Raw genomic sequence first — 17319 nt, forward strand, 5'->3', positions numbered from 1 at the left:
GCTGGCTCAGTTCGTGGCCAGTTCGGCCAGCAGCTTGTCGAACCCCGCGAGCAGGCGCGCGATGTCCTGCGCACCGGTCTCGGGTGAGACCAGCAGCATGCTGTGGAACGGTGTGAGCAGAACGCCCCGATTGAGCATGTAGAGGTGTGTGAGGGCTTCCATTTCGGTCTGCGCGTGTTCGCGCACATCCTGCGCGTTGCGTGGCGTGTGCGGCATGAACTGCAGTTCCATGCGTGCGCCCAGGCGCGTCACCGTCCAGGGCATGCCGGCGCGCGCGATGCGCGAGGCCAGGCCCTGCTCGAGTTGTTCGGCCAGCGCGAGCATGTGGTCGTAGTTCGCCTGCGTGTGCAGGTGTTCCAGCGCGGCGTCAAGCGCGGCCAGGGTGAGCGCATTGCCCGACAGCGTGGTGCCGATGCCGCTGTGCCCCTCGGGCGCGGTCGCCTTGGCCGCAGCCATGCGCGTGGCCATGTCCAGGGTGAAGCCATACACCGCGCAGGGCAGGCCACCGGCCACGGCCTTGCCCACCACCAGGACGTCGGGTTCGAGTCCGTGGGCCTGCGCATAGCCACCCAGCGCGGTGGAGACGGTGTGCGTCTCGTCGCAGACGAACAGGCTGCCGTGTTCGCGGCACAGCGCGCGCGCCGCATCCCAGAAACCCGGCGCGGGCGGCACCAGGCCGAAGTTGGTCAGCGCGGGTTCGGCCAGCAGGCAGGCCACGTCGCGCCGCGCCAGCGCCGCTTCGAGCACGGGCAGGTCGTTGAAGGGCACGACGCGCGTGAAGTCGGCGTGGTTGTGCACCTGGCCGAGCACCGAGGGGCGCGGCAGGGTGGCGCCGCTGGCGGGATCCAGGTCGACCAGCGTGTCGTCCACGGCACCGTGGTAGCAGCCGTCGAACACGAGCAGCGTTGGTCGCCCGGTGACGGCGCGTGCCCAGCGCAGCACGAAGCGGTTGGCGTCGCTCGCGCTCAGCGCCAGTTGCCACATGGGCAGCCCGAACACACGCTGCAGGCCGGCGCCCACGGCGGGCGCAAGAGTCGTGGGCAGCATGCAGGTGAGGCCCTGGGCGGCCTGGCGCGCGATGGCCTGCGCAACGGCACCGGGGCTGTGGCCGAACATGGCGCCTGTGTCGCCGAGGCAGAAGTCGGCGTAGTCGAGGCCGTCGGCGCAGGTGAGCGTGACGCCCCGGGCCTGCCGCACGAACAGGCTGGCCGGGCTGGGCCAGTCGCGCATCCAGTGCAGCGGCACGCCGAACAGGTAGTGCTGCTGCGCGGCCTCTCCCAGGGCCAGGGAAGCCGGATGCGTGGCGAGGAAGTGTTCGCGTTCGGCGTGCTGCAGCGCGCGGATGCGCGCGGGTGCGATGCGGGGCGTTGGCATGGCACCAGCTTAAGGGCGCATGGTGGTCGCTGGCGAGGGGCGCGCGATTGGACATTTCGGCCCACAACGAAATGGCACCGGCGCCAGCGGCGCACGAATCCACCACAATGGCCCGGCCATGCCCGATCACCGCCCGATGGACCCCAGCTCCGCCCCGCCCACGCCGCCCGACACCACCCCTTATGTGCGCCTGGCGCTCGCGCTCTCGCTGGGCGCGGCGGTGTCGCTGGGCATCACGCGCTTCGCCTACGGCCTGCTGCTGCCGCCGATGCGCGAGGACCTGGGCTGGAGCTACACGCTGGCCGGTGCCATGAACACCTTCAATGCGCTGGGCTACCTGATCGGCGCGCTGGCCACGCCCTGGCTGATGCGGCGCTTCTCGCCCACTTCGCTGCTGCTGGGCGGCTCGTTGCTGGCCTCGCTGTTCATGGGGCTGAGCGGCTTCTTCACCGCCGCCGCACCGCTGCTGGCGCAGCGCCTGCTGGCCGGCGTGGCCAGTGCGCTGGTGTTCATTGCCGGGGGCCTGCTCGCGGCGCGGCTGGGGGCGCGCCAGCCCCGGCGCAGCGGTTTCCTGCTGGGCCTGTACTACGGCGGCACGGGTCTGGGCATCGTGGTCTCGGCGCTGGGCGTGCCACCGGTGCTGGCGGCCGCCGCGCGACAAGCCCACGCGTGGGCCTGGGCCTGGTGGGCGCTGGCGCTGGTGTGCCTGATGGCCACGGTGCTCATGGCCTGGCCGGCGCGGGTGCTGGCGCGCCAGGAAGCGCCGGTGGCCAGCGCGCAGGCCACGGGCGGGCACTTGTTTCGTTTGCGCGACTTTGCTTTCTCGCTCGCGGGTTACGCCGGCTTCGGCATCGGCTACATCGGCTACATGACCTTCGTGATCGCGCTGCTGCGCGAACAGGGCAGCGCGGCGGCGGCCATCACCACGTTCTATGCGCTGCTCGGGCTGGCGGTGATCGCGTCCTCGCGCATCTGGGCCGGGCTGCTGGACCGCCACCGCGACGGGCAGGCGCTGGCGCGGCTCAACGCCTTGCTGGGGGTGGCGACCATCGTGCCCGCGCTCACCGCGAGCTGGCCGCTGGTGCTGGCCTCGGGTCTGGTGTTCGGCGGCGTGTTCCTGTCGGTGGTTGCGTCGACCACGGCGCTGGTTCGGCACAACCTCCCGCCCGCGCAGTGGGCCGCGGGCATCAGCGCCTTCACCATCGTGTTCGCCGCCGGCCAGATCGTCGGCCCCACGGTGGTGGGCTTCATCGCCGACGGCCCGGGCGGGCTGGCGCGCGGCCTGGTGTTCTCGGCGGTCGCGCTGTGGGTGGGCGCGGCGCTGGCGTGGCGCCAGCGCGCGCTGGTCTAGACCAGACCCTCGGCCTTCATCGCGGCCTGCACCGCCGGCCGTGCGGCCACGCGGGCGCGGTAGGCGTTGAGGTTCGCCAGACCGCTGATGTCCACGCCCACGCGCGGCGCCCAGTTGGTGACGGTGAACAGGTAGCCATCGGCGACGCTGAAGGTGTCGCCCATCAGGTACTGCTTGTCCGCGAGCTGGCTGTCGACCCACTTGAGCCGGCCCGCAAGCCGCTCTTTGGTCGCCGTTTTGACTTCCTCCGGTGTGGCCGGGTTGAACAGGGGCGAGAAGCCCTTGTGCACCTCGGTACCGATGAAGGTCAGCCATTCCTGCAGGCGGTAGCGTTCCATGCTGCCGTTGGCCGGGGCCAGGTTTTTCTGCGGCACCTGGTCGGCGATGTACTGCACGATGGCCGGACCCTCGCGCAGGCGTTCGCCGTTGTCGAGTTCGAGCAGGGGCACATAGCCCAGCGGGTTGATGGTGTAGTAGTCGGTGCCGTCGGGCAGCTGGTGGGTCTTGGTGGGCGCGGGCACGGCTTCGAAGGCCAGGCCGGCTTCGTGCAGGGCGATGTGCGGGGACAGCGAGCAGGCGCCGGGGGAGTAGTACAGCTTCATGGAAGGAAGGTCCTCGGGAACAGGCCCCGGGTTGGGGCACGGCGTGCGCATGCTAGCCGCGCCAGGGCATTCGTGCTGGCGCGAGGACATCGCGGCCCTGCTCGGCACAATGGGGCCATGCGCCGCCTGCTCCGACTCCTCGCCCTGGCCACCGCCCTGTTCCTGCTGCTGGGGGTGGGGGTGGTGATCGCCCTGCACCAGTGGACAGGCAGCGACGGTTTTCGCCAGCGCGTCGAGCGCGAGGCCAGCGCGGCCCTGGGGGTGCCGGTGAAGCTGTCGCAGGTGGATGTGGACATATGGCCCCTGCCGGCGGTGGTGCTGGAGGGGCTGGACATTCAGGCGAAGCCGGCACTTACTTTGGAGCGCATCGAGGCACGCCCCGCCTGGGGCGCGCTGCTGGCCGGGCGCTTGCAGGTGCACACCCTGGTGGTGCGCGAGGCCGTGCTGCCGCAGGCCACGCTGGTGCTGCTGGCCGCGCGCCTGCAGACGCCGGACAAGGGCCCTGCCGCCGCGCCGGCTGACGGCGACGAAGAGGGGCTGGACCTGGGCTGGCTGCCGCGCCGCATGGTGCTCGACGGCGTGACATGGGTTGGCGAACAGGGCGGGCGCACCACCGTGAGCGCGCAGTCGGACCTGGACGAGGACGGCTGGCCCGCGTCGGCGCAGGTGGAGATCACCGACGGTGCGCTCGCCGGCACCACGGCGCGGCTGCAGCGCGACGCGCCCGGCCAGACCGCCTGGACGCTGCGGGTGGACGTGGGCGGCGGCACGGTGCAGGGGCCGTTGAAGGTGACGCTGCCGGTGGCGGGCGACCCGAAGGCGCGCCACATCGTGTTCGAGGGCGAGCTGCAGACGCGCGGGGTGGAGGTGGCCGCGCTGACCGCGCCGAGCCGCCCGCTCACCGGCGAGCTGGAGGCGCAGACCACGCTGTCGGCGCGCATCGACCCCAAGGCCGGCACCGCCGCCATCGCCGACGCGCTGCGCACGCAGACGCGCTTCACCGTCAACGGCGCGGTGCTGCAGGGGCTGGACCTGGCCGCCGCGGTGCTCAGCGTGGGCCTGCAGCGCGGTGGCATCACCGAGCTGGACACGCTGGCCGGCCAGGTGGCCACGCGTGGCCAGACCATCACGCTCACGAACCTGGTGGCGAGTTCGGGCGTGCTGGCCGCCACCGGCGAGGTGACGGTGGCACCCTCGCGCGCGCTCTCGGGCCGTGTGCGCGTGGACATGACCCGCGGCGCCGGCGGCCAGGTGGTGGGTGTGCCGCTGGCCGTGGGCGGCACGCTGGACGAACCCAGCGTCACCCTTACCCGCGCGGCCTTGCTGGGTGCGGCCATCGGCACGGTGATCGCGCCGGGTGTGGGCACCGGCGCGGGCGCCAACCTGGGCGACCGGATCGGCGAAGGCCTCAAGGACCTGTTCGGCAAATAGGCAGCCAGGCGCGGGGTGGACGCCGGGGCCCCCGGACGATTGGACCCTTCGGGTGGTCGGGGCGGCGGTATCTTCTGGCTCCACTTTGTGTTCCCCCCTGCTACCTTCCCCGAGGATGTCCCCATGGCCCTGGGTCAGTTCGCCTACGCCAACAACAGCAACCGCTTCATGGCCTGCGCGCCGCTGGACGCGCAGCCGTTCGCGATCGCGGGCGTGCCCTACGACGGTGTGGTGACCAACCGGCCGGGCGCGCGCTTCGGCCCGCAGGCGATCCGCGCGGCCAGCCTGATGCTGTGCGACGCCATCCACCCGGTGTTCGACGTCTCGCCGCTCGCCCACCTGGGCGACGCGCTGGACATGCGCCTGCCCAACGCCTCGCCCCTGCCCGAGGTGCGCCGCCACATCGAGGCACAGGCCGCCGCGCTGATGGCGAAACACCACTGCGTGTTCCTCGGCGGCGACCATTCGGTGACGCTGTCGCTATTGCGCGCGGCGAAGGCGCGGCACGGCGGCGAACCGCTGGCGCTGGTGCATTTCGACGCGCACTGCGACACCTGGGTGGACCACTTCGGCGAGCCCTCGGGCCACGGCACCTGGACGTATGAAGCCCTGCAGGAGGGGCTGGTGAGCGCGGCGCACACGGTGCAGATCGGCATCCGCTCCAGCGGCGAGCGCGCCGCGCGCGAGTACGTGGCCGACCAGGGCGGGCAGATCTTCACCGCGCGCGCGCTGCGCGGGCGCGACGGCGCGGGCCTGCAGCCCGCCATCGACGCGATCCGTGCGCGCATCGGCCAGCGCCCGTGTTACCTCACGCTCGACATCGACTGCCTGGACCCGGCCTTCGCGCCCGGCACCGGCACGCCCGAACCCGGCGGCATGACGAGCTCGCAGGTGCTGACCTTCCTCGAAGAGCTGGCCGACCTGAACTGGATCGGCATGGACTGTGTGGAAGTGGCGCCGGCCTACGACCACGCCGAACTGACGACCAACGCCGCCGCCGCCTTTGTGTGGACCTACCTGAGCGGGCAGGTTGCGAAGCGATGAACCTCATCGGCTCCGACACCCAGCTCAATCAGAAGAGCTATTACGAAGCCAGCGTGCAGCGGCCCGAACCGCTGCCGCCCTTGCAGGAAGCGCTGGAAGCCGACGCGGTGGTGGTGGGCGCGGGTTTTGCCGGCCTGAGCGCCGCGCTCGAACTCGCGCAGCGCGGCCTCTCGGTGGTGCTGCTGGAGGCCGACCGCGTTGGCAGCGGCGCCAGCGGGCGCAACGGTGGCCAGGCCATCGTGGGCTACGCCAGCGGCCTGGGCCCGTTCGAACAACAGCTCGGCGCGGCCGACGCACAGCGCGCCTGGGACATGTCGCTCGAAGCCATCGACCTGATGGACGCGCGCATCGCCGCGCACGGCATCGCATGCGACCGCGTGAATGGCTATGTGTACGTGGCCGACTCCGCGCGCAAGGCCATGGCGCTGCACGAGGAAATGGAAGGCCTGAAACACCGCGGCATTGCAGTGGACTGGGCCGAGGGCGCGGACCTGCCGCGCCTGATCAACAGCCCGCGCTACGTGGCCGCCGGGCGCGAGCAGCGCTCGGGCCACCTGCACCCGCTGAAGTACGCGCTGGGCCTGGCGCGCGCCGCGCAGGCGGCGGGCGTGCGCATCTTCGAACAATCACCCGTGACGGCGCTGCAGCGCGGCACCACGCTGGTGGCCCGCACCGCGCAAGGGCAGGTGAGGGCGCGCTTCGGCGTGCTGGCGGGCAACTGCATGCTGCCCGAATACGGCCCGCGCGTGGCGCCCGAGGTGGCGCCGCGCATCATGCCGGTGGGCACCTACATCGTGGCCACCGCGCCGCTGGACCCCGAACTCTGCGCGCGCCTGATCCCCGGCAACGCCGCGGTGTGCGACAACAACTTCGTGCTCGACTACTTCCGCTTCAGCGCGGACCATCGCATGCTGTTCGGCGGCCGCGTGAGCTACACCACCCGCACGCCCGCCAACCTGGAGGGCGTGATGCGCCAGCGCATGGGCGAGGTGTTTCCCGCGCTGCGCGAGGCGCCCGTGGAGCATGTGTGGGGCGGCTTCGTCGACATCAGCATGAACCGCGCGCCCGACTTCGGCCGCCTGGGCGACAACCTCTACTACCTGCAAGGCTTCAGCGGCCACGGCGTGGCCCTCACCGGCCTGGCCGGCCAGCTCGTGGCCGAAGCCATCGAAGGCCAGGCCGGCCGCTTCGACGTCTACGCGCGCCTGAAACACCGCCGCTTCCCTGGCGGCCCGCTGCTGCGCACACCCAGTCTGGCGCTGGGGATGCTGTGGCACCGGTTGCGGGATGTGCTCTGAGCCGGCAAGGACTTGAGCCGCGCCAGTGCCAGGTGTTTGCGCCGCTTCAGGCTTGCTGCAGCGCCTCGTCCCAGGCGATCAGGTGGGCGGGCTTTTCTTTCGGGCATGGGCCGAACACGTCCCTTGGCGGCACGGTCAGGCGCCCCTTTTTGAACTTCATCTTCACGAGCACCTCGGCGTGCAACGTGCCTTGTACCAACAGCGTGTGGGAGAAGTACGCGCACCTGTCATCGGCAAACACGATGGCGGTGCCCACGTCAACGCACTGGAACAGACCGACGGGCCGGACGAAGCGGACCAGCTGGGAGGCGTTCACGAACCCAATGCCCGCACGAACCAGTGGCCATGCACTCCGTGTCCTGACCATGAAATCCACTTGTGCGGCTTCGGCCAGTTGCAGGTAGCGGTCGCTCTTGAGAATGCGTACACCGACGTCGAAGGGGGTAACGCGAAACCGTTTGGTCACGCGCGACTGGGGTGTGCAGGGTTCGGCGAAGCAGGCCCCGACGAGCGTGCCGAGGTTGCGCGCGAGGCCGATCATGCCGGCCCGCCCCTCAAGGCCTGCCGCACCGCCGCCGCCACCAGCGGCCCGCAGCGCTGGATTTCGGCCAGCGGCGCGTAACCGTACCCAATGACCAGGCCGCGCAGGTCCTTGCGCTGCAGGCAGTAGGCCGACAGCGGCCGCACGGTGAGGCTGTGCTGTGTGGCGATGCGTTGTGCCAGGGCGTGGTCGTCCACCGAGGCGGGCAGGCGCAGGCACAGGTGCAGGCCTTGTTCGGCCCCGCTGATGAAGGGGCCTTCGGCGCTGTCGCGCAGCACGGGCTTGAGCGCTTCTAGCAGGCACTGGCGGCGTTCGCCGTAGTTCTGCCGCGCGCGGCGCAGGGCGCTGGCGAAGTGGCCCATTTCGATGAACTCGGCCAGCGCGGCCTGCACCGGCATCTGGCCCGGGCGGTTGAGGTCGTAGTGGGCCTGCTTGAAGGCCGGCACCAGCGGCCTGGGCACCACGAGGTAGCCAATCTTCAGGCCGGGGTAGAGCACCTTGGAGAAGGTGCCCATGTAGAGCACGCGGCCGTCGGTGTCCAGCCCCTCAAGGCAGGATATGGGCGGGCCGCTGAAGCGGTATTCGCTGTCGTAGTCGTCTTCCAGTACCCAGGCGTCGTGGGCGCGCGCGGTGGCCAGCAGCTGGTGGCGCCGCGGCAGCGACATGACCGCGCCGGTGGGGTACTGGTGCGAGGGCGTGACGTAGACCAAGCGCGGCGGCTTCGCGTTGTCCGCGCTGCGGGGGTTGATGCCTTCCTCGTCCACCGGCACCGGGTGCAGCGACAGGCCGGTGGCCATGAAGGCCTTGACCGCGCCCCAGTAGGCGGGGTCTTCCACCCACACGGTGTCGCCGTGGTCGGCCAGCAGGCGCGCGCAGAGTTCGAGCGATTGCTGGGTGCCGGTGGTGATGACGACCTGGTCGGCGTCGAGCTGCACGCTGCGGAAGACGCGCAGGTAGTCGGCCACGGCGCGGCGCAGGGGCGCGTACCCGCCGGAGTCGTTGTAGTCCAGCATGTCCGGGTAGGTCAGGCGCCAGTGCTTGTTCTGCAGGCGCTGCCAGAGCGTGAGCGGAAAGGCGCTGAAGTCGGCGATGCCGGGGGTGAAGGGCTGCACCTCCAGTTCGGTGGCGCAGAAGCTGGCCGAGAGCGCCTTGCCACGGGTCGAGAGCCGGCCGGCCTGCACGGTGGCGGGCTGGCCACCCGCCTTGCGCGCGCCGCGGCCGGGCGTGGCGCGTGGCACGCTGTCGTTCACGTAGGTGCCGCTGCCCACCCGGCTGGCCAGGTAGCCTTCGACGCTGAGCTGGTTGATCGCGGCCACGACGGTGTTGCGCGAGAGGTTGAGGTCCTGCGCCAGGTCGCGGCTGGAGGGCAGGCGCTCGCCGGCGCCGAGCTTGCCGTCGAGCATGGCGCGGCGCAGCGCCTCGTAGAGCTGGCGGTGCAGGGGCAGGGCGTCGCGCGCGCCCAGGCGGCTCATTTCGGCCAACAGGAATTCAGACAACATGGTGCATTGCGGCGCAGGGAGGTCGGGATTGGCACCATGGGGTTGGGCCAACTGGCCCTCATTGTGATCCAATTGGCCCCCCACAATGGCATCCACTGTCTGGAGTCATCATGAACAAGCCACCATGCATGGTCTGGCTGCCTGCCGACCACCGCCTGATGGGCGACCACGGGCACCAGATGCCCTTTTTGCTGCTGGGTGACAAGTACGCCCGGGCCGTCAAGGTCGGGGCGCAGGCGCAGCCGGTGATGTTTCCGCTGGCCGACACCGGCCAGATCAGCGAGCTGCTCGCGCTGGTGGACGGCGTGATGCTGACCGGCTCGCCGTCCAACGTGCACCCTTCGCATTTCGACGAGGACGTGGCCGACCCGAGCCTGCCGCTGGACGCCGAGCGCGACCTGCTCACGCTGGCGCTGGTCAGGGCCTGCGTGCGCGAGGGTGTGCCGCTGCTGGGCATCTGCCGCGGTTTCCAGGAGATCAACGTCGCCCTGGGTGGCACGCTGCACCAGCGCGTGCACGAGGTGCCGGGCCTGATGGACCACCGCGAACCCAAGACCGCGCCGCCCGACGAGCAGTACGCACCGCGCCACGAGGTCCGCTTCGCACCGGGCAGCGTGTTCGAGACCTGGGCCGGTGGTCCGGTCACGCAGGTGAATTCGCTGCACGGCCAGGGCATCAACCGCCTGGCCGCCGAACTGGAGCCACTGGCGCACGCACCCGATGGCGTGGTCGAGGCCTTTGGCGTGCGCGGCGCGCGCACCTTTGCCTATGCGGTGCAGTTCCACCCGGAATGGCGCTGCTGGGAAACGCCGTTCTATGCCGCCATCTTCGAGGCCTTCGGCCGCGCCTGCCGCCAGCGCACCAGCCAGCGCCTGCAGGCCGCCGACCTGGCGCGCAGCGCGGCCAGCACCAGCGCCTGACGACAACCCCATACCCACCACGGAGACGGCACATGACAGCCCCCCCCAAGAAGATGAACTTCAACGACCTGGAGCAGTGGCTCAACCAGCACCGGGTGACCGAGGTCGAGTGCCTGGTGCCCGACCTGACCGGTGTGGCCCGCGGCAAGATCCTGCCGCGCGAGAAGTTCACCGAGGACCGCGGCATGCGGCTGCCGCAGGGCATCGTGGCCATGGGGGTGACCGGGGAGTTTCCGCAGAGCGGCCCGTACTTCGACGTGATCGAGCCCACCGACCGCGACATGCAGCTGCGCCCCGACCCCACCACGGTGCGCATCGTGCCCTGGGCGAGCGACCCGACGGCGCAGGTGATCCACGACTGTTTCGACCATGCCGGCAAGCTGGTGCCCTTTGCCCCGCGCAGCGTGCTGCGCCATGTGTGCGACCTGTTCGACGCCGAGGGCCTGGAGCCGGTGGTCGCGCCCGAGCTGGAGTTCTACCTGACCGCGCGCAACACCGACCCGAACACGCTGCTGAAACCGCCGATCGGGCGCAGCGGGCGCGCGGAGACCTCGCGCCAGGCCTACAGCATCGACGCGGTCAACGAGTTCGACCCCCTGTTCGAGGAGATCTACGACTACTGCGACAAGATGGAGCTCAACGTGGACACGCTGATCCACGAGATCGGCGCGGGCCAGATGGAGATCAACTTCTTCCACGCCCACCCGCTGGGCCTGGCCGACGAGGTGTTCTTTTTCAAGCGCACGGTGCGCGAAGCCGCGCTGCGCCACGACATGTACGCCACCTTCATGGCCAAGCCGATTGCCGGCGAGCCCGGCTCGGCCATGCACGTGCACCAGAGCATCCTGGACAAGGCCACCGGCAAGAACATCTTCAGCAACGAGGACGGCTCCGCGTCGGAGGCCTTCTACCACTACATCGGCGGCATGCAGCGCTACATTCCCGCCGCCATGGTGCTGGTGGCGCCCTATGTGAACAGCTACCGCCGGCTCTCGCGCCACACGGCCGCGCCGATCAACATCGAGTGGGGCCACGACAACCGCACCGTGGGCATCCGCTCGCCGATCGCCTCGCCCCAGGCGCGCCGGGTCGAGAACCGCGTCATCGGCGCCGACGCCAACCCCTACGTGGCCATGGCCATGACGCTGGCCTGCGGCTACCTGGGGCTGAAGAACAAGATCAAGCCCAAGCCGGAGATGAAGGGCGACGCCTACCTGGCGCCGTATTCGCTGCCGCGCAGCCTGGGCGAGGCGCTGGACTGGCTGCGCCGCGAGCCCGACCTGCACGAGGTGCTGGGCAAGGAATTCATCACCATCTACACCGAGATCAAGGAGCTGGAGTTCGACGAGTTCATGAAGGTGATCTCGCCCTGGGAACGCGAGCATCTTCTTCTTCATGTTTAACCACCCCCCCGCGCCGCCTTCGGCGTCACCCCCCAGGGGGCAACGCTGGCGGCCCGGCAAAGCCGGTTCCGCGGCGTTCTTGAATCAAACCCTTCGCTCGAGAGACTCTGATGAACACTTCGACCCTCATCGCCCCGCCCGCCCTGGTCCGCCGCGCTGAAAAGCATGACACCAAAGCCGTTCAGGCGCTGGACAGCGCGCACTTCATCCACCCCTTCACCGACCACGGCGACCTGGCCACGCGCGGCTCGCGCGTGATCACGCACGCCGAGAACATCTACGTTTGGGACTCCGAGGGCCACAAGATCCTCGACGCCATGAGCGGGCTGTGGTGCGTGAACGCCGGCTACGGCCGCAAGGAACTGGCCGACGCGGCGTACCAGCAGATGATGACGCTGCCGTTCTACAACACGTTCTTCCAGACCACCAACGTGCCGGCCGTGCAGCTGGCCACCAAGCTCGCGGCGCTCGCGCCCGAGGTGGGCGGGCGCAAGTTCGAGCATGTGTTCTTCTCCAGCAGCGGCTCGGAGAGCAACGACACCAACGTGCGCATGGTGCGGCGTTACTGGGACCTGCTCGGCCAGCCGCAGCGCAAGGTCATCATCAGCCGCAACAACGCCTACCACGGCAGCACCATGGCCGGCGCCTCGCTGGGCGGCATGAGCGGCATGCACGCCCAGGGCGACCTGCCGATCCCGGGCATCGAGCACATCGAGCAGCCCTACCACTTCGAGAACGCGCTGCCCGGCGAAAGCGAGGCCGACTTCGGCCTGCGCGCCGCGCGCTGGCTGGACGAGAAGATCCTCTCCATCGGCGCCAACAAGGTCGCCGCCTTCATCGCCGAGCCGGTGCAGGGCGCGGGTGGCGTGATCATCCCGCCGTCGACCTACTGGCCCGAGATCCAGCGCATCGTCGACAAGCACGGCATCCTGCTGATCAGCGACGAGGTGATCTGCGCCTTCGGCCGCCTGGGGCACTGGTTCGCCTACGAGAAGTTCGGCATGCGCCCCGACCTGGTCACCTTCGCCAAGGGGGTGACCAGCGGCTACATCCCGCTGGGCGGTGTGATGGTGGGCGACCGCGTGGCGCGGGTGCTGATCGACAAGGGCGGGGAGTTCAACCACGGCTACACCTACAGCGGCCATCCGGTGGCCTGCGCGGTGGCGCTGGCCAACATCGAGCTGATGGAGCGCGAGAAGCTGGTCGAGCGGGTGAAGGACGACACCGGCCCCTACCTGGCCGAGTGCTTCGAGGAACTGCGGCACCACCCGCTGGTGGGCACGGCCCAGGCCTGCGGCTTCGTCGCCGGCCTGCTGCTGGTGAAGAACAAGGCCACCAACGAGCAGTTCGACCCCGACCTGGGCGTGGGCATGATGTGCCGCGCCCACTGCTTCCGCCACGGGTTGATCATGCGCGCGGTGGGCGAGCGCATGATCATCGCGCCGCCACTGGTGATGACGCGCACCCAGATCGACGAGATGATGGTCCTGATCCGCACCTGCCTGGACGCGACGGTGGACGAATTGCGGGCCGCGGGACAGCTGTGACTAGAATGTTTTCCGGACAACAGGCCCGCTGGGTGCGGGCCGGACGAGGCGGCTTCGGGTCTGGAAATTGCTAGCGGTTTCGCATGCCCGCTGCCGCCGCCTGGGTACTTTGGGTCAACAACCTCCTTGGAGAGAGCAACACCATGAAAAAGCACGTTCTGGTTCTCGCGATGTCAGCGATCCTGCTGGCCGCCTGCGGCAAAAAAGAGGAGCCTGTGGCCGCTCCCGCCGAGCCCGCTCCGGTGGCCGCCGCGCCTGCGGCGCCAGCCGGCCCCGCGATGGACGAGGAAAAGGTCCTCAACGTCTACAACTGGCCTGACTACATCACCGAGACCCTGGTGGCCGACTTCGAGAAGGAGTACGGCATCAAGGTGAACTACGACACCTTCGAGAACAACGAGGCGCTGCACGCCAAGCTGGTGGCCGGCAACTCGGGCTACGACATCGTGATCCCCACGGCCGGCTTCGCCAAGAAGCAGATCGAAGGCGGCCTGTACCAGCCGATCGACAAGAGCAAGATCCCGAACTACGCCAACCTCGACCCGGACTTCATGTCCAAGATCGCCGGCGTGGACCCCGAGAACAAGCACCTGGTGCCCTGGGCCTGGGGCTTCACCACGGTGGGCATCAACAAGCAGAAGGTCGAGAAGGCGCTGGGCGGCATGGCCATGCCGGAAAACGCCTGGGACCTGGTGTTCGACCCCAAGTACTCCAGCAAGCTCAAGTCCTGCGGCATCGCCTACCTGGATTCGCCCAGCGAGATCCTGCCGGTGGCGCTTCACTACGTCGGCAAGCCGCCCTACAGCGAGAACCCCGAGGACTTCAAGGCCGCGGGTGAAATGCTGATGAAGGTGCGCAAGGACGTGCGCCTGTTCTCCAGCACCATGATCGACGACATCGCTGGCGGCAAGGCCTGCGCCTTCATCGGCTGGTCGGGCGACATCAACATCGCGGCCGACCGCGTGAAGGAAACCGGTGGCAAGGACGAGATCGTCCCGCTGCTGCCCACCGGCGGCGGCCTCGTGTTCATCGACACCATGGCCATCCCCAAGGACGCCAAGCACGTGCTCAACGCCCACCTGTTCATGGACTTCTACCTGCGCGCGGCCAACGGCGCGGCCATGGCCAACGAAATGAACTACCCCACCGGCAACAAGGCCGCGCTGGCCGACATCAAGGACGAGGTCAAGAACAACAAGACCATCTTCCTGGGCCCCGAAGACACCGCCCGCCTGATCCCCACCGGTGGCTTCTCCAATGAAATCTCCGGTGTCCTCAACGACACCTACAACGCCTTCAAGCGCGGCAAGTAACGCTCCGCCGCGCGGGCTCAAGGGCTGTTCATCCTGCCGGGTTGAACAGCCCTTTCTGTTTGGCTCAGAGAAGAAACGGACTTCAAGATGGCTGACACAACGGGTTTCCTGGTGACCGAGAAACTGGTCAAGCGCTTCGACGAGGCGGTGGCGGTGGACGAGGTCTCGCTCTCCATCGGCAAGGGCGAGATATTTGCCCTGCTGGGCAGCTCGGGCTGCGGCAAGTCCACCCTGCTGCGCATGCTCGCGGGCTTCGAGCGGCCGACCTCGGGGCGCATCCTGCTCGGTGGCCAGGACGTGGCGGCCATGCCGCCCTACGACCGGCCGGTGAACATGATGTTCCAGTCCTACGCCCTGTTCCCGCACCTCAACATCTGGGAGAACGTCGCCTTCGGCCTCAAGCGCGAGGGCTTGCCCAAGGCGGAGATCCAGCAGCGCACCGACGAGATGCTGGCACTGGTGCAGCTCACGCCCTACGCGAAGCGCAAGCCGCACCAGCTCTCGGGCGGTCAGCAGCAGCGCGTGGCGCTGGCGCGCAGCCTGGCCAAGCGGCCCAAGATGCTGCTGCTGGACGAACCCCTGGGCGCGCTGGACAAGAAGCTGCGCGAGCAGACCCAGTTCGAGCTGGTGAACATCATCGAGAAGGTGGGCGTGACCGTGGTCATGGTCACGCACGACCAGGAAGAGGCCATGACCATGGCGAGCCGCATCGCCATCATGAGCAAGGGGCGGGTGCTGCAGGTCGGCACGCCGGAGGAAATCTACGAGCACCCCACCAACCGCTTCGTGGCGGACTTCATCGGCAACGTCAACCTGTTCGAGGGCAAGCTCAGCGTGGACGAGCCCGATCGCTGCGCGGCCACCACCGGCATTGGCGAGATCCAGGTCGGCCACGGCGTGAGCGGCACGCTCAACATGCCGGTGGCGATCGCGGTGCGGCCGGAGAAGATGGAGATCGGCAAGCAGCGCCCGGGCGCCGAGGCCGGGCCCAACGTGTTCAGCGGCCGGGTCAAGGAGATCGCCTACTTCGGCTCGTACAACACCTACATCGTGGTCGCCACCGATGGCACCAAGGTCAAGATCACCGAGGCCAACACCTCGCGCCACGACCTCTCGGACATCACCTGGGAGGACGAGGTGTTCTTCTGGTGGGACGACGTCGCCGGCATCGTGCTGAGGGACTGAACATGGCCTCACTACCCATTCCCGGCAAGCGCTTCGTGATCGGCGTGCCCTATGCCTGGCTGATCCTGTTCTTCTTCCTGCCGTTCCTGATCCTGCTGTACATCAGTTTCGTGGACATGGGCGGCGACATCAGTCCGTTCAAGCCCATCTGGGACCCTGTCACCGGCATCCTGAGCCTGAAGTACGAGAACTATCTCTCCATCTTCCGGGCGGAGGAGGGTGCGCCGCTGTTCAAGACGCTCTACATCGACGCCTACCTGCGCTCGATCTGGTACGCCCTGTGCACCGCCGTGCTGTGCCTGCTGATCGGCTACCCGTTCGCCTATTTCATCGCGCGCTCGCCAGCGAGCATCCGCCCGGCGCTGCTGCTGATGGTGATGCTGCCGTTCTGGACCTCGTTCCTGCTGCGCGTGTACGCCTGGAAGGGCATCCTCACCGACCAGGGCGTGCTCAACCGCCTGATGATGACGCTGGGCATCATCGACCAGCCGATCCAGATGCTGTACACGAACGTGTCGATGCTGATCGGCATGACCTACGTGTACCTGCCCTTCATGGTGCTGCCGCTGTACGCCAACCTGGTGAAGATGGACTTCCGCCTGCTCGAGGCCGCCTACGACCTGGGCACCACGCCGTTCAAGGCCTTCTGGCTGGTCACCGTGCCGCTGTCCAAGGCCGGCATCGTCGCCGGCTTCATGCTGGTCTTCATCCCCTGCGTGGGCGAGTTCGTCATCCCCTCGCTGCTGGGTGGCCCGGAGAACCTGATGATCGGGCGCGTGGTGTGGGACGAGATGTTCACCGCCAACGACTGGCCGCGCGCGACCGCGCTGGCCGTGATCATGATCGCGCTGATCGTCATCCCGCTGGCCCTGTATTACCACTACACGGCAGACGCGGCCGAACCCCGCAAGTGACCAGGGCCCGACCATGAAACAACTGCTTGAAAGACACTTCGGCAAGGCCTGGCTGGCGCTGGTGTTCGCCTTCCTCTACATGCCGCTGGTGTTCATGATCGTGTTCTCGTTCAACAGCACCCGGCAGGACGCGCGCTTCACCGGCTTCTCGCTGCGCTGGTACGAGGCGCTCACGCGCGACAACAGAATCGTCGAAGGCTTCTGGCTCTCGCTCAAGGTGGCGACCATCACGGGCCTGCTCTCTGCCGTGCTCGCCACCTTCGCGGCCTTCGTGCTGGTGCGCTACCGGCGCTTCCTGGGCCGCACCATCTTCTCGGGCATGGTCAACGCGCCGCTGGTCATGCCCGAGGTGATCATCGGCCTGTCGCTGTTGCTGCTCGCGGTGGGCGTGCAGAACCTGTTCGGCTGGCCGCAGCGTGGCATGCTCACCATCATCGTGGGCCACACGCTGCTGGGCATGGCCTACGGCATGGTGGTGATCCAGTCGCGCCTGCTGGAGATGGACCGCTCCATCGAGGAAGCCGCCATGGACCTGGGCGCGCGGCCGCACCAGGTGTTCTTCTTGGTCACGCTGCCGAACATCTTCCAGGCCATCCTCGCGGCCTTCCTGCTGGCGTTCACGCTCTCCTTCGACGACGTGGTGATTGCCGAATTCCTCTCGGGCCCGGGCGTGAACACCCTGCCGCAGGTGATCTTCGGCTACGCGCGGCGTGGCATCAACCCGACCATCTACGCCGCGGCCACGCTGCTGATCGTGACGGTCACCATCGTCATCGTGAGCTATGCGATCTGGGTGGCACGGTCCACGCGGCGGCGCGAGCGGGAGATTGCGGCGGCGTTGAAAAGCTGAGTTCCGCGGCGCATGCGGTGCGGATCGGGGCCGACAAAGTGGACTGG

15 protein-coding genes are annotated in these 17319 nt (G+C 68.7%); 11 read left to right on the forward strand and 4 right to left on the reverse strand.

Annotated elements, in window-relative coordinates; translation table 11 throughout:
• Nucleotides 1–6 precede the first annotated feature (6 nt).
• A complete protein-coding gene (locus tag AB7P10_RS07330) occupies nt 7–1374 on the reverse strand; it encodes a transaminase (RefSeq protein ID WP_428293180.1) in 1368 nt (455 codons plus the stop codon).
• 136 nt (nt 1375–1510) lie between these two features.
• On the opposite strand from AB7P10_RS07330, the gene AB7P10_RS07335 reads away from it, so the two are divergent.
• Nucleotides 1511–2725 carry a YbfB/YjiJ family MFS transporter gene (locus AB7P10_RS07335; protein WP_428293337.1) on the forward strand — a complete coding sequence of 405 codons (1215 nt, stop codon included), beginning with the start codon at nt 1511–1513 and terminating at the stop codon, nt 2723–2725.
• Here AB7P10_RS07335 and gstA read toward each other — a convergent pair.
• Nucleotides 2722–3327: a glutathione transferase GstA gene (gene gstA, locus AB7P10_RS07340; RefSeq protein WP_428293181.1), complete on the reverse strand. Its 606-nt coding sequence runs from the start codon at nt 3325–3327 to the stop codon at nt 2722–2724. The two genes, AB7P10_RS07335 and gstA, sit on opposite strands and share 4 nt — an antisense overlap.
• A 117-nt stretch (nt 3328–3444) precedes the next feature.
• Between gstA and AB7P10_RS07345 the strand changes: the two genes are divergently transcribed.
• The 3 genes from AB7P10_RS07345 (at nt 3445) to AB7P10_RS07355 (ending at nt 7100) form a co-directional block, all read left to right on the forward strand.
• Nucleotides 3445–4758 (forward strand): AsmA family protein, encoded by a 1314-nt coding sequence (locus tag AB7P10_RS07345; RefSeq protein WP_428293182.1) that lies wholly within the window; start codon nt 3445–3447, stop codon nt 4756–4758.
• A 123-nt stretch (nt 4759–4881) separates the two neighbouring features.
• The gene (speB, locus tag AB7P10_RS07350; protein ID WP_428293183.1) at nt 4882–5802 is read left to right on the forward strand and encodes an agmatinase; all 921 of its coding nucleotides are present in this window, start codon (nt 4882–4884) and stop codon (nt 5800–5802) included.
• Nucleotides 5799–7100 carry an NAD(P)/FAD-dependent oxidoreductase gene (locus AB7P10_RS07355; RefSeq protein ID WP_428293184.1) on the forward strand — a complete coding sequence of 434 codons (1302 nt, stop codon included), beginning with the start codon at nt 5799–5801 and terminating at the stop codon, nt 7098–7100. The genes speB and AB7P10_RS07355 overlap by 4 nt, the downstream gene beginning before the upstream one ends.
• A gap of 46 nt (nt 7101–7146) precedes the next feature.
• Here AB7P10_RS07355 and AB7P10_RS07360 read toward each other — a convergent pair whose 3' ends face one another.
• Complete coding sequence (locus tag AB7P10_RS07360; RefSeq protein WP_428293185.1) at nt 7147–7641, reverse strand: acyl-CoA thioesterase; 495 nt, start codon at nt 7639–7641, stop codon at nt 7147–7149.
• The gene (locus AB7P10_RS07365; RefSeq protein ID WP_428293186.1) at nt 7638–9140 is read right to left on the reverse strand and encodes a PLP-dependent aminotransferase family protein; all 1503 of its coding nucleotides are present in this window, start codon (nt 9138–9140) and stop codon (nt 7638–7640) included. The genes AB7P10_RS07360 and AB7P10_RS07365 overlap by 4 nt, the downstream gene beginning before the upstream one ends.
• Before the next feature lie 110 nt (nt 9141–9250).
• On the opposite strand from AB7P10_RS07365, the gene AB7P10_RS07370 reads away from it, so the two are divergent.
• The 7 genes from AB7P10_RS07370 (at nt 9251) to AB7P10_RS07400 (ending at nt 17272) form a co-directional block, all read left to right on the forward strand.
• Nucleotides 9251–10060 carry a gamma-glutamyl-gamma-aminobutyrate hydrolase family protein gene (locus AB7P10_RS07370; RefSeq protein ID WP_428293187.1) on the forward strand — a complete coding sequence of 270 codons (810 nt, stop codon included), beginning with the start codon at nt 9251–9253 and terminating at the stop codon, nt 10058–10060.
• Nucleotides 10061–10092: 32 nt separating this feature from the next.
• On the forward strand, nt 10093–11463 hold the full coding sequence (locus tag AB7P10_RS07375) for a glutamine synthetase family protein (RefSeq protein WP_428293188.1): 1371 nt from the start codon (nt 10093–10095) through the stop codon (nt 11461–11463).
• 110 nt (nt 11464–11573) lie between these two features.
• Nucleotides 11574–13010 (forward strand): aspartate aminotransferase family protein, encoded by a 1437-nt coding sequence (locus tag AB7P10_RS07380; protein ID WP_428293189.1) that lies wholly within the window; start codon nt 11574–11576, stop codon nt 13008–13010.
• A 143-nt stretch (nt 13011–13153) separates the two neighbouring features.
• Nucleotides 13154–14323, forward strand: a complete 1170-nt coding sequence (locus AB7P10_RS07385) for an extracellular solute-binding protein (RefSeq protein WP_428293190.1) — start codon at nt 13154–13156, stop codon at nt 14321–14323.
• 87 nt (nt 14324–14410) lie between these two features.
• Nucleotides 14411–15508 (forward strand): ABC transporter ATP-binding protein, encoded by a 1098-nt coding sequence (locus AB7P10_RS07390; protein WP_428293191.1) that lies wholly within the window; start codon nt 14411–14413, stop codon nt 15506–15508.
• 2 nt (nt 15509–15510) lie between these two features.
• Nucleotides 15511–16422, forward strand: a complete 912-nt coding sequence (locus tag AB7P10_RS07395; RefSeq protein WP_428293192.1) for an ABC transporter permease — start codon at nt 15511–15513, stop codon at nt 16420–16422.
• Between the two features lie 13 nt (nt 16423–16435).
• Nucleotides 16436–17272, forward strand: a complete 837-nt coding sequence (locus AB7P10_RS07400; RefSeq protein ID WP_428293193.1) for an ABC transporter permease — start codon at nt 16436–16438, stop codon at nt 17270–17272.
• The last annotated feature ends 47 nt before the right edge of the window (nt 17273–17319 follow it).

The sequence above is a fragment of the Hydrogenophaga sp. genome (genome assembly GCF_050182545.1).
Taxonomy (GTDB): domain Bacteria; phylum Pseudomonadota; class Gammaproteobacteria; order Burkholderiales; family Burkholderiaceae_C; genus Hydrogenophaga.